18 protein-coding genes, 3 tRNA genes and 1 pseudogene are annotated in these 16,648 nt (G+C 70.2%); 16 read left to right on the forward strand and 6 right to left on the reverse strand.

All coding sequences use genetic code 11. The annotated features are described in order from the left end of the window. Positions 1-16: 16 nt before the first annotated feature. Positions 17-885, reverse strand: a protein-coding gene (locus DV20_RS44070) for an IS5 family transposase (RefSeq protein WP_235190703.1) whose coding sequence is annotated in 2 segments (ribosomal slippage) — positions 17-511 and positions 514-885 — 867 coding nt in all. Because the reading frame shifts where the segments join, the coding sequence is not laid out codon by codon here. Between the two features lie 47 nt (positions 886-932). Between DV20_RS44070 and DV20_RS18060 the strand changes: the two are divergent. From DV20_RS18060 to DV20_RS18085, 6 genes and pseudogenes are all read left to right on the forward strand, one after another. Beyond that, positions 933-3,299, forward strand: a pseudogene (locus DV20_RS18060) (putative bifunctional diguanylate cyclase/phosphodiesterase); the annotation flags it as partial. An 80-nt stretch (positions 3,300-3,379) separates the two neighbouring features. Then, positions 3,380-3,452 (forward strand) — tRNA-Thr (locus tag DV20_RS18065). Between the two features lie 136 nt (positions 3,453-3,588). Further along, positions 3,589-3,661: transfer RNA gene (locus DV20_RS18070), tRNA-Met, on the forward strand. Between the two features lie 50 nt (positions 3,662-3,711). Next, positions 3,712-3,876 carry a 50S ribosomal protein L33 gene (gene rpmG, locus DV20_RS18075; protein WP_005152047.1) on the forward strand — a complete coding sequence of 55 codons (165 nt, stop codon included), beginning with the start codon at positions 3,712-3,714 and terminating at the stop codon, positions 3,874-3,876. A gap of 79 nt (positions 3,877-3,955) precedes the next feature. Further along, entirely contained in the window at positions 3,956-4,405 is a 450-nt protein-coding gene (locus tag DV20_RS18080) for a MaoC family dehydratase N-terminal domain-containing protein (protein WP_043781749.1), read from the forward strand. Then, positions 4,402-4,842 carry a MaoC family dehydratase gene (locus tag DV20_RS18085; protein ID WP_043781751.1) on the forward strand — a complete coding sequence of 147 codons (441 nt, stop codon included), beginning with the start codon at positions 4,402-4,404 and terminating at the stop codon, positions 4,840-4,842. The genes DV20_RS18080 and DV20_RS18085 overlap by 4 nt, the downstream gene beginning before the upstream one ends. Positions 4,843-4,864: 22 nt before the next feature. On the opposite strand, the gene DV20_RS18090 is transcribed toward DV20_RS18085, so the two are convergent. The 4 genes from DV20_RS18090 to DV20_RS18105 all read right to left on the reverse strand — a co-directional run bounded on the left by DV20_RS18090 (position 4,865) and on the right by DV20_RS18105 (position 8,100). Further along, a complete protein-coding gene (locus DV20_RS18090) occupies positions 4,865-5,770 on the reverse strand; it encodes an SGNH/GDSL hydrolase family protein (RefSeq protein ID WP_043781752.1) in 906 nt (301 codons plus the stop codon). 35 nt (positions 5,771-5,805) lie between these two features. Then, positions 5,806-6,765 carry a hypothetical protein gene (locus DV20_RS18095; RefSeq protein ID WP_043781754.1) on the reverse strand — a complete coding sequence of 320 codons (960 nt, stop codon included), beginning with the start codon at positions 6,763-6,765 and terminating at the stop codon, positions 5,806-5,808. Continuing rightward, entirely contained in the window at positions 6,762-7,112 is a 351-nt protein-coding gene (locus DV20_RS18100; RefSeq protein WP_043781756.1) for a GntR family transcriptional regulator, read from the reverse strand. Before DV20_RS18100 ends, DV20_RS18095 begins: the two co-directional genes overlap by 4 nt. 61 nt (positions 7,113-7,173) lie before the next feature. Then, the gene (locus DV20_RS18105) at positions 7,174-8,100 is read right to left on the reverse strand and encodes a TIGR03619 family F420-dependent LLM class oxidoreductase (RefSeq protein ID WP_043781987.1); all 927 of its coding nucleotides are present in this window, start codon (positions 8,098-8,100) and stop codon (positions 7,174-7,176) included. A gap of 206 nt (positions 8,101-8,306) precedes the next feature. Between DV20_RS18105 and DV20_RS18110 the strand changes: the two genes are divergently transcribed. The 6 genes from DV20_RS18110 (at position 8,307) to DV20_RS18135 (ending at position 11,926) form a co-directional block, all read left to right on the forward strand. Beyond that, a tRNA-Trp gene (locus tag DV20_RS18110) sits at positions 8,307-8,379 on the forward strand. Positions 8,380-8,405: 26 nt separating this feature from the next. After that, positions 8,406-8,846 carry a preprotein translocase subunit SecE gene (gene secE, locus DV20_RS18115; protein WP_043781758.1) on the forward strand — a complete coding sequence of 147 codons (441 nt, stop codon included), beginning with the start codon at positions 8,406-8,408 and terminating at the stop codon, positions 8,844-8,846. Positions 8,847-8,919: 73 nt separating this feature from the next. Next, a complete protein-coding gene (gene nusG / locus DV20_RS18120) occupies positions 8,920-9,774 on the forward strand; it encodes a transcription termination/antitermination protein NusG (RefSeq protein WP_043781760.1) in 855 nt (284 codons plus the stop codon). Positions 9,775-9,849: 75 nt separating this feature from the next. Further along, the gene (gene rplK, locus DV20_RS18125) at positions 9,850-10,287 is read left to right on the forward strand and encodes a 50S ribosomal protein L11 (RefSeq protein WP_043781763.1); all 438 of its coding nucleotides are present in this window, start codon (positions 9,850-9,852) and stop codon (positions 10,285-10,287) included. A gap of 75 nt (positions 10,288-10,362) precedes the next feature. After that, positions 10,363-11,082, forward strand: a complete 720-nt coding sequence (rplA, locus tag DV20_RS18130; protein ID WP_043781765.1) for a 50S ribosomal protein L1 — start codon at positions 10,363-10,365, stop codon at positions 11,080-11,082. A gap of 70 nt (positions 11,083-11,152) precedes the next feature. After that, the gene (locus DV20_RS18135; protein ID WP_043781767.1) at positions 11,153-11,926 is read left to right on the forward strand and encodes an alpha/beta fold hydrolase; all 774 of its coding nucleotides are present in this window, start codon (positions 11,153-11,155) and stop codon (positions 11,924-11,926) included. Here the strand turns inward: DV20_RS18135 and DV20_RS18140 are convergent. Next, positions 11,923-12,735, reverse strand: coding sequence for a hypothetical protein (locus DV20_RS18140; RefSeq protein ID WP_235190869.1), 813 nt, complete (start codon positions 12,733-12,735; stop codon positions 11,923-11,925). The genes DV20_RS18135 and DV20_RS18140 overlap by 4 nt on opposite strands. Positions 12,736-13,283: 548 nt before the next feature. Here DV20_RS18140 and rplJ point away from each other — a divergent pair. The 4 genes from rplJ to DV20_RS18160 all read left to right on the forward strand — a co-directional run bounded on the left by rplJ (position 13,284) and on the right by DV20_RS18160 (position 16,645). After that, positions 13,284-13,838 (forward strand): 50S ribosomal protein L10, encoded by a 555-nt coding sequence (gene rplJ, locus DV20_RS18145; protein ID WP_043781773.1) that lies wholly within the window; start codon positions 13,284-13,286, stop codon positions 13,836-13,838. Between the two features lie 50 nt (positions 13,839-13,888). Further along, entirely contained in the window at positions 13,889-14,275 is a 387-nt protein-coding gene (rplL, locus tag DV20_RS18150) for a 50S ribosomal protein L7/L12 (RefSeq protein WP_043781774.1), read from the forward strand. 403 nt (positions 14,276-14,678) lie between these two features. Further along, on the forward strand, positions 14,679-15,854 hold the full coding sequence (locus DV20_RS18155) for an ABC transporter ATP-binding protein (RefSeq protein ID WP_043781776.1): 1,176 nt from the start codon (positions 14,679-14,681) through the stop codon (positions 15,852-15,854). A 38-nt stretch (positions 15,855-15,892) separates the two neighbouring features. Next, positions 15,893-16,645 carry an MlaE family ABC transporter permease gene (locus tag DV20_RS18160; RefSeq protein WP_013222532.1) on the forward strand — a complete coding sequence of 251 codons (753 nt, stop codon included), beginning with the start codon at positions 15,893-15,895 and terminating at the stop codon, positions 16,643-16,645. Positions 16,646-16,648 lie beyond the last annotated feature (3 nt).

Consider the following 16,648-nt stretch of genomic DNA (forward strand, 5'->3'; position numbering starts at 1 on the left):
GGAGCTGTCCTGTAAGTCATCGGAGCCAGAGCACGATGGCGGCGATGGTCAGTTCGGCCTGGTAGTAGGCGGCGCGTTTGGCATAGCGGGTGGCTAGGTCACGGAACTGCTTGAGCCGGTTGAAGCACCGTTCGACCACGTTGCGCTGCTTGTAGACCTCAGCATCGAACGTGGGTGGTCGCCCGCCGCGGGAGCCCTTGGCCGCGCGGCGGGTGATCTGATCGTCCCGCTCGGGACTGACGAAGGCGATCCTGCGGTCTCGCATCGCCTGGCGGGTCGAAGGATGCGAATAGGCTTTGTCCGCGATCACCGTCTCCGGCCGGCAGCGTGGCCGGCCCGGTCCGATCCGGGCGACGCTGATGCCATCCAGCAACGGCAGCAACTGCGGGTTGTCACCGGCCTGGCCTGGGGTGAGCAGGAACCGCATCGGCAGGCCACGCCCCTCGACGGCGAGGTGGATCTTCGTGCTCAGCCCGCCTCGGGACCGGCCGAGCCCTTCCCCGTCGAGTGCGAGGGCTTCGATTCCGTCGCTGCATCCCCCTTTTTCCGGGCACCAGCGGCATGCTGGTGGGCCCGGACCACGCTCGAGTCCACCGAGATGATCCATTCGAGGTCGCCGACGGCGTCGTCTTTGACGATCACGCGGTCAAGGATCTTGTTCCAGGTGCCGTCCTTGGTCCACAACCGCAGCCGCTCATGCGCGGTCTTCCACGGGCCATAGCGTTCGGGCAGGTCACGCCACGGAGCACCGGTGCGCAGCTTCCACAGGATCGCATTGATCACCTGACGGTGATCCCGCCATCGCCGCCCGCCGCCCTGCTGCGGCGGCAGCAACGGCTCGATCACTGCCCATGCCTTGTCCGTCAACTCACCGCGACCAACCACCGAACACGACTACCAGAAGACCAGCTCAACCACTTACAGGACACGCCCGCAGCGGCATCTCGTGGACGATCTCCTTCACCGAGATCCCGCTCGTCATCGGTTTCTTCATCGCGCCGTTCGAAGTCGTGCTGGCGGCGCACCTGATCGCCGGCATCGGCACGCTGCTCGCGCGCAAGGTCGCCGGCCGCGTGCTCTACAACGCGGGCGCGTTCCTGCTCGAAATCACCGGCGCCTTCGCGGTCGCCGGGCTGGTCAAGCACGCCGTCGGGACCGGGGACGGGATCCCGTGGGTCGCGGCGCTGGCCGGCACGCTGACCGCGCCGCTGGTGAGCACCCTGCTCGCGCTGGCCGCGGTCCGGGTGCTGCGGCGCCGCATGCGGGTGAGCACCGCCGTCCGGCTCACCGGGCGGATCCTCGTCGTCGGCTTCGTCAACGCCTCCGTCGGCCTCTCCGGCTACCTCGTCATCTCCACCACGCCGCAGGCGTGGCCGCTGGTGCTCGCCGTCTTCCTCGGCCTCACCGCGCTGTACTGGGCGTACTCCGACCTGCTGCGCGAACAGCGGGACATGGAGGCGCTCTCGGACGTCAGCCTGATGGTGGCCCGCTCGGGCCAGCAGGCCGCGGCGCGCCCGGCCAGCCGCGCCGACGAGCTCGTCGGCGGCGTCGACGTCCGCGAGTGGGCGACGATCGCCGAGCGCATCAAGGACCAGCTCGCCGCCGGCCGCGTCGTGCTGAGACTGCGGTTGGAGCCCAAGGACACCATGCGGGTCGTCGTCGCGGGCGACGAGCTGCCGGTGGCCGACCCGGCCGGCGACGACCCGTTGCTGCGGCTGCCCGGCGCGCACGTCCGGCACTTCCGGATCACCGAGGCCAACCCCGACGTCCGCGCGGCGCTGCTGGACCGCGGCGCGCAGGAGGCGCTCGTCGTCCCGCTGCGCAGCGCGAACCGGCTGCTCGGCGTCGTCGAGGCGCACGACCGGCTGTCCCGCTGGCGCGGCTTCGGCAAGTACGACGTCCAGCTGCTCGGCACGATGGCCAGCCACCTCGCGACGTCGCTGGACAACCGGCGCCTGCTGGCGACGCTGCGCCACGACGCCTACCACGACCCGCTCACCGGGCACCTCAACCGGCCGGGCTTCCGGCAGGTGGCGAAGGAACCGCTGCGGGACTTCGCCAACGCCGTGGTCCTGCGGATCGACCTCGACGTGTTCTCGACCGTCAGCGACGCGCTCGGCTACGCCTGGGCCGACCGGATGGTCGTCGCGGCCGGCCGTCGCATCCGCGACGCGCTCGGCCCCGACGTCCCGCTCGCCCGGCTCGAAGGCGCGTCCTTCGCGGCGCTGCTCGTCGGCTGCCCGCCGGAGGACGCCCACCACGCGGCGGAACGGCTGCGCGAAGAGCTGTCGGCGCCGTACCCGGTCGACCGGCTCTCGGTCGAGGCGAACGCGATGATCGGCTACGCGACGACGTCCGCGGAGGAACCCGGCGACGTCGTCGACATCGAAGGATTGCTGCAGCGCGCCGACGTCGCCGTCCGCGCGACGAAGGGTGGCGAAGAGGTCCGCGGCTACGTGCCGAGCATGGGCCAGATCTTCCTGCGGCGCTTCCAGATGGTCACGCAGTTCCGGCAGTCCCTCGAGGACGGCCAGGTCAGCGTGCACTACCAGCCGAAGATCACCCTGCCGAACCGGCAGGTGCAGGGCGTCGAGGCGCTGGTCCGCTGGGTGCACCCGGAGTTCGGCAGGCTCGGCCCGGACGAGTTCGTCCCGGCCATCGAGGCGGCCGGCCTGATCGGCGTCCTGACGGGCTTCGTGCTCGGCGAGGCGCTCAAGCGCTGCCGCAAGTGGCTCGACGAGGGCCTGCGGATCTCGGTCGCGGTCAACCTGTCGGTGCGCAACCTGGCCGACGAGGACTTCCCGAACAAGGTGGCTCGCGAGCTGGAGCACTACGGCATCCCGCCCGAGCTGCTGACGTTCGAGCTGACCGAGTCCGGCGTGATGTCCGACCCGCAGAAGGCGCTGCCGATCCTGCGCGAGCTGCACTCGCTGGGCATCACCCTCGCCGTGGACGACTTCGGGACCGGGTACTCGTCGCTGGCGTACCTGCGGCAGCTGCCGGTCGACCAGGTCAAGATCGACAAGAGCTTCGTCCTCGGCATGGGCACCGACCTCGGCGACCTCGCCGTCGTCCGGTCGATCGTCGAGCTGGGGCACTCGCTCGGGCTGACGGTGGTGGCCGAGGGCGTCGAGGAGGACGTGGCGCGCGATCAGCTCGAGGCGATGGGCTGTGACGTCGCCCAGGGCTACCTGATCTCGCGGCCGCTGCCGGAGGACCGCCTGGAGGCGTGGCTGCAGGCTCGGACGGCTCGCTCGCCCGGACGCCACTCCGAGACCGTGTTGACCCTTCTGACCTGAGGTTTTGTGCTAAGGGGACCCCGGTTGCACGGGCGGGTGAAGCCCCTTGCTAATCTTTCCAAGTCCTCGCGAGAGGCCAGGCCCCTTTAGCTCAGTCGGCAGAGCGTCTCCATGGTAAGGAGAAGGTCTACGGTTCGATTCCGTAAAGGGGCTCCGCGAGTGGGCGAGCTATGCTTGCAGGAAGCGCAAGCCTAGCTCGCTTCGCGGTGTCCTTTGGGGGCCGAGCCCCCAAACCCCCGCCGGGGGCGTGCCCCCGGACCCCCGGGGTTGGGCATGCTTGGCATGTTAGGGCGGTGTAGCTCAGTTGGCAGAGCAAGCGGCTCATAATCGCTGTGTCGCCGGTTCAAGTCCGGCCACCGCTACGCGGTAACGACGGGGCTGGCCCCCGGGACCTGAGAGAGAAGGAAACGCTGTGGCTGCCACCGACGTGCGACCCAAGATCACGCTGGCGTGCGAAGAGTGCAAGCACCGCAACTACATCACCAAGAAGAACCGGCGCAACAACCCGGATCGCCTGGAGATGAAGAAGTTCTGCCCGAACTGCGGCACGCACCGGACGCACAAGGAAACCCGCTGACGACGTAGCGCGTTCACCAGCTTCGAGAAGCCGCCCTGGATCACCAGGGCGGCTTCTTGCTGTTGGTAGCCTCGTCGCCGTGCCCTTGGACCAGTCGTTCACCGGGCGGAGCTATCCGCCGCAGACCAGCTACGAAGTGAGCCGGGAGAAGATCCGGGAGTTCGCCGACGCGATCGGTGACGCGAACCCGGTCTACCGCGACCCGGAGGCGGCCCGCGAAGCCGGTCACCCCGACGTGATCGCCCCGCCGACCTTCCTCACGATCATCAACCTCGCCTCGATCAACGCGATCGTCACCGACCCCGAGCTCGGCCTCGACTACTCGCGGATGGTGCACGGCGACCAGGGCTTCACCTACACGCGCCCGGTGTTCGCCGGCGACGTGCTCGAGGTGACCACCCACATCGACGCCATCATGGCCCGCGCCGGCAACGACTTCATCAGCCTCCGCGCGGACATCACCGACGCCGCCGGCCAGAAGGTCTGCACCACCCGCGCGCAGCTGGTGGTCCGAGGGGAGAACGCGTGACTACCGCTTTCGGGGGCCCGGGTGGCGGAGCCCCGCACGTCACAGCCGGCGACGAGCTGCCCGCCCTCGAGGTCCGGATCACCCGCGAGCAGCTGGTGCGCTACGCCGGGGCGGCGCTGGACTTCAACCCGATCCACTGGAACGAGCAGTTCGCGAAGGACGTCGGCCTGCCGGACGTGATCGCGCACGGGATGCTGACGATGGCGGTGGCGGGCCGCGTGGTCACCGACTGGCTCGGCGACCCGGCCCGGCTGGTCGACTTCAGCGCCCGGTTCACCCGCCCGGTCGTCGTGCCGAACACGGCCGAGGGCGCGCTGGTGGAGATCACCGGGAAGGTCGCCGACGTCAAGGACGACGGCATCGCGCGGATCGACCTCGTGGTGAAGTTCGACGGCAAGACCGTGCTCGGGAAGCCGCAGGCCCTGGTCCGCCTCTGAGACCCCAGCCGCGGCAAACCGGCTACGGCAGCTTCAGGACCGCCAGCACCGCGTCGGCCATGCCCCGCTCTCCCCGGGCGTTCGGGTGGAGCGGGGCGGCCGGCGAGGACGGCAGCAGACCCTCGATCCAGCGCTTGTCCGACGCCGAGCACACGTCGTGGCCCTTGCCCGGCGTGGCCGTGTCCGCGTAGCCCGCGCGGTGCGCGTCCGCCTGGTCCTCCAGCATCTTGTTCAGCTTGCCCAGCGCGCCGCGGAAGTACTCGATGTCCCCGGCGCCGAACGGCAGTGACGGCCAGCAGCCGGCGCCCTCGGGCAGCACCGTGGGGTAGCCGACCACCACCACCTTCGCCTTCGGGGCCTGCTGGTGGATGCGGTCGAGGATCGCGGCGATCTTCGGGGCCGTCGCGTCGACGCGCTCGGCCAGCTGGTCGCGGCCGCCCGCCGTCAGGCGGTCCCGGCACGGCGAGGCGTTCTGGTCGGTCGTCGTGCAGCCCGAGGCGTACGAGAAGAAGCCGACGTCGTTGCCGCCGATGCCCACCGTCACCAGCGTCGTCTCCGCCGTCACCGCGTCCAGCTGCGGCGGGTTCGTGCCGTTGCCGGTCTTCTGCGACCCGGTCAGGTGCGCGGTCGTCGCGCCGCTGCAGCTGACGTCGGCGAACTGGGCCGGCTTGAGCTTCGCCGAGACCAGGTGCGGGTAGTTGTCGTCCGAGCGGTCGCAGCCGGCCGGGGTGCCCGCCTGGCGCCCGGTCCGCGGCGACGACGTGTACGAGTCGCCGAGTGCGACGTAGCGGCCGCTGCCGCCGCCGGTGTCCACGCCCTCCGGCGGCGCCGACGACGAGCCGTGCTGCCACTTGTAGTACCCGAAGGCCAGCAGCCCGACCACGAGCACGAGCACCAGGCAGCCGCCGCCACCGCTCTTCTTCGCCACTTCTTCGTTTCTACCGAACCCGCCGCGCCGCCGGCCTAGTCAATCCGGGTGATCCGCTGCGCGAGCAGGTCGTTGACCAGTCCCGCGCCCGTCTCCGGGTCGTCCACGCTGACCAGCACGGTCCGGCCGCTCTCCAGCTCGAGGGCCAGTGCCGGGCCGCCGCGGACCTTGTACGCCGTCGTGCCGGTGACGGGGTTGAAGCGCAGGCCGAGCCCACCGTCGCCGAACGTCGACAGCTCGCGTGTGGTCGCTTCGCGGATGTCCGTCAGCGCCAGGTGCCGCCAGGGGACGCCCAGGAGGCCGAAGCGGATCGTCACGCCCCGGGCGTCCGCGGTCGCCGACAGCCGGTACGTCAGCGTCGCGACCGCCACGCCGACCAGCGCGAGCCAGACGGCCGTCGCCCACGGGAGCCCGGCGGGCACGAGCGCGATCACCACGGGGACGACGGCCAGCGCCCAGAGCATCGCCGGGTTCGCCGCCCGGCCGGCCCAGAAGGCGCGCTCCCCGGCCCGGAGGCCGACGCTCGGCCGGTGCGCGGCCCCTTCGCGAGCGGGGGGCGCCGGCAGGCCACCGACGAGCGCCGCCGCGACGCCGATGGCGGCCGCGCCCAGCATGAAGAGCACGACGACGAGGCCGCTGCGGGCCGCGTGCCAGTCCGGGACGTCGAGGTTCGCCACCAGCACCGACAGCAGGACGGCGGCCGGCAGGGCGGCGAACCCGGCGCCGACGCCGACGGTCGCGCGCGGCAGCGGCCGCCCGCGGCGCAGCACCGCGACCGCCGTGGTGGCCAGGAGCAGCACGGCGGCCACGCCGAGCCCGAGGCACACGCCGGTGAACACCCCGAGCGGGGTGGCGCTGTCCGGCGTGCTGTTCCAGTGCGTCGCGACGGGGTCGGGCAGCCGGTGCGCCCACGCGTTTTCGAGGACGCCCGCGACGGCGAGCGCGGCACCCGGCAGCACGGCCGTGGCGAACAGGGCGCGGATCAGCTTGGTCATGAGTACTTCTCCTTCAACACCCCGGTGAGCTCGTCGAGGCCGACGCCCGCGCGCTTCGCCTCGCGAACGAGGTCCTCGGCCAGCTCGGCCAGCCGCGCGCGGGTCGGCGCGCCGCCGATGACGACGGCACCCCGGCGTCGCCGCAGGTCGATGAGGCCTTCGTCGCGAAGCAGCGCATACGCCCGCAGCACGGTGTGGACGTTGATCTCGAGGGCCGCGGCCAGTTCCCGGGCCGGTGGCAGCTGCTGCCCGGGCGCCGGGTGACCGTCGGCCAGTGACCGGCGGAGCGAGGCGGCCACCTGCTCGAAGAGCGGGACGGTGGAGCTCGGATCGATGTGGACGAGCATAGTTCTAACTATAATAGAACAATGAACGCCTGCGCGAGACGTGCGTCACATCCGGCGCGGGTCAGTCCGCGTTCGTGATCAGTTCGCCGGCGAGGTCCAGGGCGTGGTCGACGTTCTTCGCGACGTAGTGCAGGTCGACGAGCACTTCGGAAATGCCCAGCTCGCGAGCCACGTCGAGGCAGGGCAGGACGTCGGCGGCCGTCTCGACGGCGGTGCCGGGCCGCGGGTTGATCCGCAGGACGCGGCGCAGGGCGGCCGGATCCCGGCCCGCCTTCGCGGCGGCTTCGAGCGCGACCGACCAGAGGCCGGTGAGGTACTGCTCCGGCATCCAGCCGGCGAGCCAGCCGTCCGCGCGGCGCCCCACCCTGGCCAGCGCCGGCGGCGAGAACCCGCCGAGCAGCACCGGCGGGCGCGGGGTCTGCGTCGGGCGCAGGCCGACCGTCGACGGCGCGATCCGCCACTGCGGGCCTTCGTGCTCCGCCGGATCGCCGGTCCAGAGCGCTTCGAGGGCGTCGAGCAGGTCTTCGAGCTGCCGGCCGCGGCCTTCCCACGGCACCCCGGCGGCGAAGTACTCCTCGCGCAGCCAGCCGAGCCCGAAACCGGCGTCCAGCCGTCCCGAGCTGGCCAGGTCGAGCGAGGTCAGCGCCCGGGCGAGCAGCACCGGCGGGTAGACCGGGCCGGTCAGCGCGCTCATCCCCAGCCGGGCCGTGCGGGTCACCGCGGCCGCGGCCGCCAGCGTCGTGAACGGGTCGGCGAAGGTCTCGAACTCCGTGGGGTACGGGTGTTCCGGCGTCCCGCCGCCCGGGTACAGGTCCGACGGCGCCAGCGGCGTCAGGATCCGGTCGCCCACCCAGAGTGAGCTGAAGCCGAGGTCCTCCGCGGCCGTCGCGAACCGCGGCACGGCCGCGGGGTCGGCGAGGGCGCCGTACTGGGGGAGCGCGAGCCCGAGCCGCATCGGAGCCCCCGCCGGACGGGGGGTGGTCGTCATGGCGGACATCCTGGCATGATCAGGAGGCCGGCGGGGAGTTTTCCGCAGGCCGGCCGGGGTGCGGTGGTCGATCGGGGGGCGCGGTTGCGGGCTCTCGCGAGGCTTGCCGTAGACTTCGGGACTTGGAACGCACTACGGTCATCCCCGCCTGGATGGTGGGGACGATGGAATGCGTCCTCCGGGGCTCCGAGCGATCGGGGCTCCACAGGGGTGTAGCTCAATTGGCAGAGCAGCGGTCTCCAAAACCGCAGGTTGCAGGTTCAAGTCCTGTCACCCCTGCGTAACGGAACTGGTGGAGCGGAGGAGTGGTCGTGAGCGACAGCGACGCCAGCGGCGGCGAGCAGGAGCAGGACGGCGCCGGGCAGAAGCCCGAGAGCCCGTCCCGTCCCGTCACAGCCGCTGCCCGGCGTGAGCGCCGTGCGACCGCTCGTCCGGCGGGGAAGTCCGCGGCACGTGCGGACGACAAGACCCGCCCGGCCGGGAAGTCGGGGGAGAAGACCGCCCCCGACGCGAAGGGCGCTCCGACTCCGAAGCGCGACCAGAAGCCGAAGAAGGCTTCCGTGTTCGCGCGGCTGGTGCGCTTCATCCGCGAGGTCTGGGCGGAACTGCGCAAGGTCATCTGGCCCAACCGCAAGCAGATGGTCACCTACACCATCGTCGTGCTGGTCTTCGTGGTGTTCATGGTGGGCCTGGTGAGCGTGCTCGACCTGGCATTCAAGTGGGGCATCGGCAAGATCTTCGGCTGACGCGCCCCCGGCGCGCGCCGATGGGGCCCAGGTCCCGGCCTTGGCCCGCAATGATCAACTGAGAGGACGGAACGTGACCTCCGACAACGGCACAGCAGCCGGTCACGACCTGACCGAGCTTTCCGACGAGCAGGTGCACGCGGCACTCGGTGACGAGGAGTCCGCGCACCTCGAGCCCGTCGACGTGTCGGACTCCGAGGTCGACGACGCTTCCGACGACGCCTCCGGTGACGAGGACGCGGTTTCCGACGGCGAGGGTGACGGCGACGTCGCCGCGGCCGACGAAGCCGAGCCCGCCGCGGACGACGAGGACCCGGTCGCCAAGCTGCGTTCCGAGCTTCTCGCCGCGCCCGGCGAGTGGTACGTCGTGCACTCGTACGCCGGGTACGAGAACAAGGTGAAGACCAACCTCGAGACCCGGACCCAGACCCTGGACGTCGAGGACTACATCTTCCAGATCGAGGTTCCGACCGAAGAGGTCACCGAGATCAAGAACGGCCAGCGCAAGCAGGTGCAGCGCAAGGTGCTGCCCGGCTACATCCTGGTCCGGATGGACCTGAACGACGCCTCGTGGAGCGCGGTGCGCAACACGCCGGGTGTCACCGGGTTCGTCGGCGCCACCTCGCGGCCGTCGCCGCTGACCGTGGACGAGGTGCTGAAGTTCCTCGCCCCGCAGGTCGAGAAGGAAGCCCCGGCCAAGGCCAGCAAGGGCGAGACCACCTCGGCCTCGTCGCAGCTCGGCGGCCCGACGGTCGAGGTCGACTTCGAGGTCGGCGAGTCGGTCACGGTCATGGACGGCCCGTTCGCGACGCTGCCGGCGACGATCTCCGAGGTCAACGTCGACGGGCAGAAGCTGAAGGTCCTGGTGTCGATCTTCGGCCGGGAGACCCCGGTCGAGCTGTCGTTCAACCAGGTCTCCAAGATCTGACGGCCGGCCTCCTCGGCCGCAGTCCCCGCGTCCACGGCAGGTACGCGGGGAACGTAGTACAGGACAGGAAAAGAAATGCCACCCAAGAAGAAGAAGCTTGCGGCGATCATCAAGCTGCAGATCAAGGCGGGTGCGGCCAACCCCGCGCCGCCGGTCGGCCCCGCGCTGGGTCAGCACGGCGTCAACATCATGGAGTTCTGCAAGGCCTACAACGCCGCGACCGAGTCGCAGCGCGGGGACGTCGTCCCGGTCGAGATCTCCGTGTACGAGGACCGGTCGTTCGACTTCAAGCTGAAGACGCCGCCGGCCGCGAAGCTGCTGCTGAAGGCCGCGGGCGTGGAGAAGGGCTCCGGCGAGCCGCACAAGACCAAGGTCGCCAAGGTCACCTGGGACCAGGTCCGCGAGATCGCCAAGACCAAGGAGACCGACCTCAACGCGCACGACATCGACCAGGCCGCGAAGATCATCGCCGGCACTGCTCGTTCGATGGGCATCACGGTCGTCGACGCCTGATTTCCTGAAGTACCCGTGGGAGAGCCAGGGCTGGCTCGTCACCACACTGATCCGTTGAATTGAGGAACAGCAGACATGCCCAAGCACAGCAAGGCTTACCGCCAGGCTGCGGAGCTCATCGACAAGGCGCGCCTGTACGCGCCGCTCGAGGCCGCGAAGCTGGCGAAGGAGACCTCCAAGACCAAGATGGACGCGACCGTCGAGGTCGCGATGCGTCTCGGTGTGGACCCCCGCAAGGCCGACCAGATGGTCCGCGGCACCGTGAACCTGCCGCACGGCACCGGTAAGACCGCCCGCGTCATCGTCTTCGCCGTCGGCGACAAGGCCGCCGAGGCCGAAGCCGCCGGCGCGGACGCGGTCGGTACCGACGAACTGATCGAGCGCATCCAGGGTGGCTGGCTCGACTTCGACGCCGCGATCGCGACGCCGGACCAGATGGCCAAGGTGGGCCGCATCGCCCGCATCCTCGGCCCGCGTGGCCTGATGCCGAACCCGAAGACCGGCACGGTGACCCCCGCGGTCGCGAAGGCCGTGCAGGACATCAAGGGCGGTAAGATCAACTTCCGCGTCGACAAGCAGGCCAACCTGCACCTGGTGATCGGCAAAGCTTCCTTCGACACGGAGAAGCTGGTCGAGAACTACGCCGCCGCGCTGGACGAGATCCTCCGCGCCAAGCCGTCGTCGGCGAAGGGCCGCTACCTCAAGAAGGTCACCTTCACCACCACGATGGGCCCGGGCATCCCGGTCGACCCGCTGCGGACCCGCAACCTCCTCTCCGAGGAAGCTGCGGTCTGAGTCTGAGATCACCAGAAAGGGCGTCCCCGCTTACTGCGGGGGCGCCCTTTCTTCGTGTCTCATGGATGTCATGCCGACTTTCGCGTCGTTCGACGGGCTCCGGTTGCACTACACGGTGTGGGAGGGCGACGGCGCCCACCGCCCGGTGCTGCTGCAGCACGGTTTCGCCGCGGACACGAACGCGAACTGGATTTCCACCGGCGTGGTGGCGGCCCTGCGGTCGGCGGGCTTCACGGTGATCTCGCTGGACGCGCGTGGCCACGGCCGCTCGGAGAAGCCGCACGACGAATCCCGCTACGCCGCGGACAGCATGGCGCAGGACGTCTCGGCACTGCTCGACGAGCTGGCCCTCGACGAGGTCTCGATGGTCGGCTACTCGATGGGCGCGATCATCGCCCTGACGGTGACGGCGGCGGACAAGCGCATCCGCTGCCTCGCCACCGGAGGCGTGGGCTCGGGCATCGTCGACTTCGGCGGCGTGGACCTGCGCGTGGTGAAGCCGGCCGACATCGCCTCGGCACTGCTGGCGGAGGATCCGGCGTTGGTCCCGCGCTCGGGAGTGCCGTTCCGGTTGCTGGCCGACGCGGTGGGCGGCGATCGCCAGGCACTGGCGGCGGTGGCGCTGGCTTCGCGGGAGGGTCACTTGGACCTGTCGGCGATCGGCGTCCCGACGCTGGTGCTGGCGGGCGAACAGGACCAGCTGGCGGCCGAGCCGGAGCGCCTCGCGGCGGCCATCGCGGGGGCGCGGTTGGTGCGCATCCCGGGCGACCACATGACGGCGGTGATGTCACCGGCGTTCGCGGAGGCCCTGGTGTCGTTCCTGTCGGCGCCGCACCCGCGCTAACGGCTGGTCGGCGTCACCGTCGGGGCGCCGCTGCACTTCGCCGGCCCGATCGCGTGGCCGGTGATCAGCCACTGCCCCTTCTCGACCTTCGACACCGTGAACACCCCGAGCGCCGGGCCGCCCGTGACGGGGAACGTGCACGAATCGATCGTCACCGTGTCTCCGGGCAGGGGCGCCGAGACGCTGGACGGCAGGGATTCGGCGTAGTCGTTCTTGTTCGTCACCTTCGTGGCGAGGAACTCGACGGCCTTCTTGCAGTCGGTCTGGGCGGCGTTCTGGCGGAACGTCTGGGCGACGTCCTGCGCGAACTGGGTCTGGACGTCGCGCTGGCCCTCGTTCTGGAACCGGCCGCAGGCGTCGTCGACCCGGCCCTGGGCGACGTTGTGGTAGACCATCCGCACCGCCTCGTACGGGTTCGTCGAGAACACGTGGTTCGTGTGGTACTTCCCGCCGCCCTCCTGGGCGAGCTGGGCGGAGGTCTTGCCGGCGTCGTTGGGGAAGAAGTGGTTGTAGAGCCACGTGCCCGCGATGGCGAGGAGGATGAAGGCCAGCACCCAGGCGAGGACTTTCTTGCCGAGCCAGGTCACCCACTTCGGCGCTCGGCGGCGCTCGACCGGAACCAGCTGGTAGCCCGGCGGGATCATCGGCGGGTGGCCGCCCGGCTGGGAGGCGGGCTGGGACGGCGGCGCCTGGACGACACCCGCGTCCGGCACGGGGGCCGGCTGGTGGCCCTGCTGGGCCTGGGTGAAGCGCAGGTAGTCCTGGAACTGCTGGAACTGGCGGAACTGCTCGACCTCCGCGGGATCCACCGGCGGCTGCCCGGACGGCTGGGGGAGCGGCGGAGTGCCCTGGACGGGGACGGGAGCGTTGCCGGGCTGCGGGAGCGCGGGGGAACCGTGAGTGGGTGCGGCAGCGTTGCCCGGCTGGGGAAGCCCTGAAGAGCCATGGCCAGAGCCGGGCCGGCCGTTGCCCGCCGCGGGCGGGCGGGGGCCCGCCGGTTCGATCTCCGAGCCCGGCTTTCCGTCATCGCGCTGCTCCGCCACGTCACCATGATGCCCTCCGGGACGCCGTGAGGAACCCCCAGGCGCCCTAAACGCAGGTCAGGAAGGGCCCCCGAGAAATCCTCGACAGCGGGCGGGGTATAGTTGACGACGGTTCTACCGAAGACCGCTGGTTTTCCCCGTTCCCACGGGGAACGAAGGTCCCGCATCACGCCGGGCGGCCCGCGCAGGAGGAACGAGGCCGGGCACTCCTTGTGCCCTACAACGCCCCGCGCCTGTCTGCGCGAGGGCGTTTTGTCGTTTCGCGGAGCCCCTCGAAAAGCCAGTGGAAACACTAGCCAAGAGAGGAGGCGACCATGGCGAAGCCCGACAAGGTGGCGGCCGTCGCCGAGATCGCGGAGAGCTTCCGCACCAGCTCGGCCACCGTCGTTACCCAGTACACCGGCCTCTCCGTGTCCCAGCTGTCCCAGCTGCGCCGCGCTCTCGGCACCAGTGCCAAGTACCGGGTCGCGAAGAACACCCTGGTCAAGCGGGCGGCCGAGGACGCCGGCATCCAGGGTCTCGAGGACCTGTTCGTCGGCGCGACCGCCATCGCCTTCGTCGAGGGTGAAGCTGTCGACGCCGCCAAGGCGCTTCGCGACTTCGCGAAGGACAACAACGCGCTTGTGATCAAGGGCGGCTACATGGACGGCCGCGCGCTGTCCGTGGACGAGATCAACCGGATCGCCGATCTCGACAGCCGTGAGGTCCTGCTCGCCAAGGCGGCGGGCGCGTTCAAGGCGAAGCTGTCCCAGGCCGCCGCGCTGTTCCAGGCGCCGGCGTCCCAGGTCGCCCGCCTGGCTGCGGCGCTGGAGGAAAAGCAGCGCGAAGCCGCCGGTACCGAAGCAGCCGAAGCACCCGCCGAGAGCTGAACCACCCCCCACCCCGAACGTCTCGTTCGTTTTTCTGAGAGGAAGCCATCATGGCGAAGCTGAGCACCGCCGAGCTGATCGACGCCTTCAAGGAGCTGACCCTCCTCGAGCTGTCCGAGTTCGTGAAGGAGTTCGAAGAGGTCTTCGACGTGACCGCCGCCGCGCCGGTCGCCGTCGCCGCTGCCGCCCCGGGTGCCGCCCCGGCCGCCGCCGCCGAGGAGCAGGACGAGTTCGACGTCGTCCTCGAGGGCGCCGGCGACAAGAAGATCCAGGTCATCAAGGTCGTCCGCGAGGTCGTCTCGGGCCTGGGCCTGAAGGAGGCCAAGGAGCTGGTCGAGGCCGCTCCCAAGGCCCTCCTGGAGAAGGTCGACAAGGAGGCCGCCGAGGCCGCCAAGGAGAAGCTCGAGGCCGCGGGCGCCAAGATCACCATCAAGTGATCCCGGGCGCGCAAGCGCCTACGCACCACCTCGCGAACGGGCGGGCATCCACTTCGGATGCCCGCCCGTTCCGTTTCCACGACTTCCTGAGCTGCGGGCCTGCCGCAGCCCCTAGGAGCGGTGTCCGGATCTCCCCGGGGTCCCTAAATCGTGGCTTCGGGGCCGCGCGGACCTGCGCCGTTGCCCCGTTTGGGCTACCGTGCTGCCAGTTGGCGATCACGGCGGGATGACGATGGACCCAGGTCTGGCCAGAAAAGAAAACTGGTGAGTAACCTGTTCGCACTCAGCTCGTTGCACCTGGTTGACGCGGGTTCGTGGGCGCCACAGGCCCGCACCCGCCGCCGGCGTGGGTGGCAGGGTGTGGCAGCGGGCGCAATGACGCGGAACAGCTCCTGGAGGTGCGATGGGTGCCGAGGTGGTCATCGAAGGTCTGACGAAGTCCTTCGGTAAGCAGGCCATCTGGCGGGACGTCACGTTGACGCTCCCCCCGGGCGAAGTGTCGGCCATGCTCGGCCCGTCGGGGACCGGCAAGTCGGTCTTCCTGAAGTCGATGATCGGGCTGCTGAAGCCCGACCGCGGCCGCTGCGTGATCAACGGTGTCGACATCGTCACCTGCTCCGAGCACAAGCTCTACGAGATCCGGAAGCTCTTCGGCGTCCTCTTCCAGGACGGCGCGCTGTTCGGCTCGATGAACCTCTACGACAACGTCGCCTTCCCGCTGCGCGAGCACACGAAGAAGTCCGAGACGGAAATCCGCCGGATCGTGCTCGAAAAGCTCGACATGACCGGCCTGAACGGCGCCGACAAGAAGCTGCCGGGCGAGATCTCCGGCGGGATGCGCAAGCGCGCCGGCCTGGCCCGCGCCCTGGTGCTGGACCCCGAGATCATCCTGGTCGACGAGCCGGACTCCGGCCTCGACCCGGTCCGCACCACCTACATCTCGCAGCTGTTCCTCGACGTCAACGCGCAGATCGACGCGACGTTCCTGATCGTCACCCACAACATCAACCTGGCCCGCACGGTCCCGGACAACCTCGGCATGCTCTTCCGCAAGGAACTGGTCATGTTCGGCCCGCGCGAGGTGCTGCTGACCAGCGAAGAGCCGGTCGTCAAGCAGTTCCTCAACGGCAAGATGCAGGGCCCGATCGGGATGTCCGAGGAGAAGGACAGCGCCCAGATGGCCGCCGAGCAGGCGATGTTCGAGGCCGGTCACCACGCGGGCGGCGTCGAGGACATCTCCGGGGTGCCGCCGCAGATGCAGCCGACGCCGGGCGTGCCCACCCGGATGGGGGCCGTCCGCCGCAAGGACCGCGTCATGGAGATCATGCACCGGCTGCCGCCGGCCGCGCAGGAGAGCATCATCGAGTCGCTGAGCCCGGAGGAGCAGCGCCACTACGGTGTGCGCCCGCACCGCGGACAGCCGCAGCAGGTCGGGGCGCGCCCGCAGGGTGACGGCGTCCCGAGCCAGCACCACGGGCAGCTGCCCGCCGACCAGGTGGCCCGCATCCCGGGCGGCGGCCAGCCGCCGAGAACCGGCACGCACCGCATGCCACCGAACAACGGGCCAGGTGGCTGGTGAGCTCTCCCGCAACACAGGCGAAGATCCCCGGGATCGGCATGCTCCGCGAGACCGGGAACCTGTTCGCTCTCGGCCTGGACATCGTCCGCGGCCTGTTCCAGAGGCCCTTCCAGCTGCGGGAGTTCATCCAGCAGTCCTGGTTCATCGCGAGCGTGACCATCCTGCCGACGGCCCTGGTGGCCATCCCCTTCGGCGCGGTCATCTCGCTGCAGTTCGGCTCGCTCGCCCGCCAGCTGGGCGCGCAGTCCTACACCGGCGCGGGCTCCGTGCTCGCCACCGTGCAGCAGGCCAGTCCGCTGGTCACCGCGCTGCTGGTGGCGGGCGCGGGCGGCTCCGCCGTCTGCGCCGACATCGGCGCCCGGACCATCCGCGAAGAGATCGCCGCGATGGAGGTGCTCGGCGTCTCCGCGGTCCAGCGGCTGATCGTGCCGCGCACCCTGGCCATGATGCTCGTCGCGCTGCTGCTCAACGGCATGGTCAGCGTCATCGGCGTGCTGGGCGGCTACTTCTTCAACGTCGTGCTGCAGGGCGGGACGCCGGGTGCGTACCTGGCGAGCTTCTCCGCCCTCGCGCAGCTTCCCGACCTCTGGGTCGGCGAGCTCAAGGCGCTGATCTTCGGGTTCATCGCCGCCGTCGTCGCGTCCTACCGGGGTCTCAACCCCTCCGGCGGCCCGAAGGGCGTCGGGGACGCGGTGAACCAGTCGGTGGTCATCACGTTCCTGCTGCTGTTCGTCGTGAACTTCGTGATCACCCTGATCTACCTGCAGATCGTGCCCGGAAAGCTGGACTAGCGC

It is taken from the genome of Amycolatopsis rifamycinica, from assembly GCF_000695625.1.
Lineage (GTDB): Bacteria > Actinomycetota > Actinomycetes > Mycobacteriales > Pseudonocardiaceae > Amycolatopsis > Amycolatopsis rifamycinica.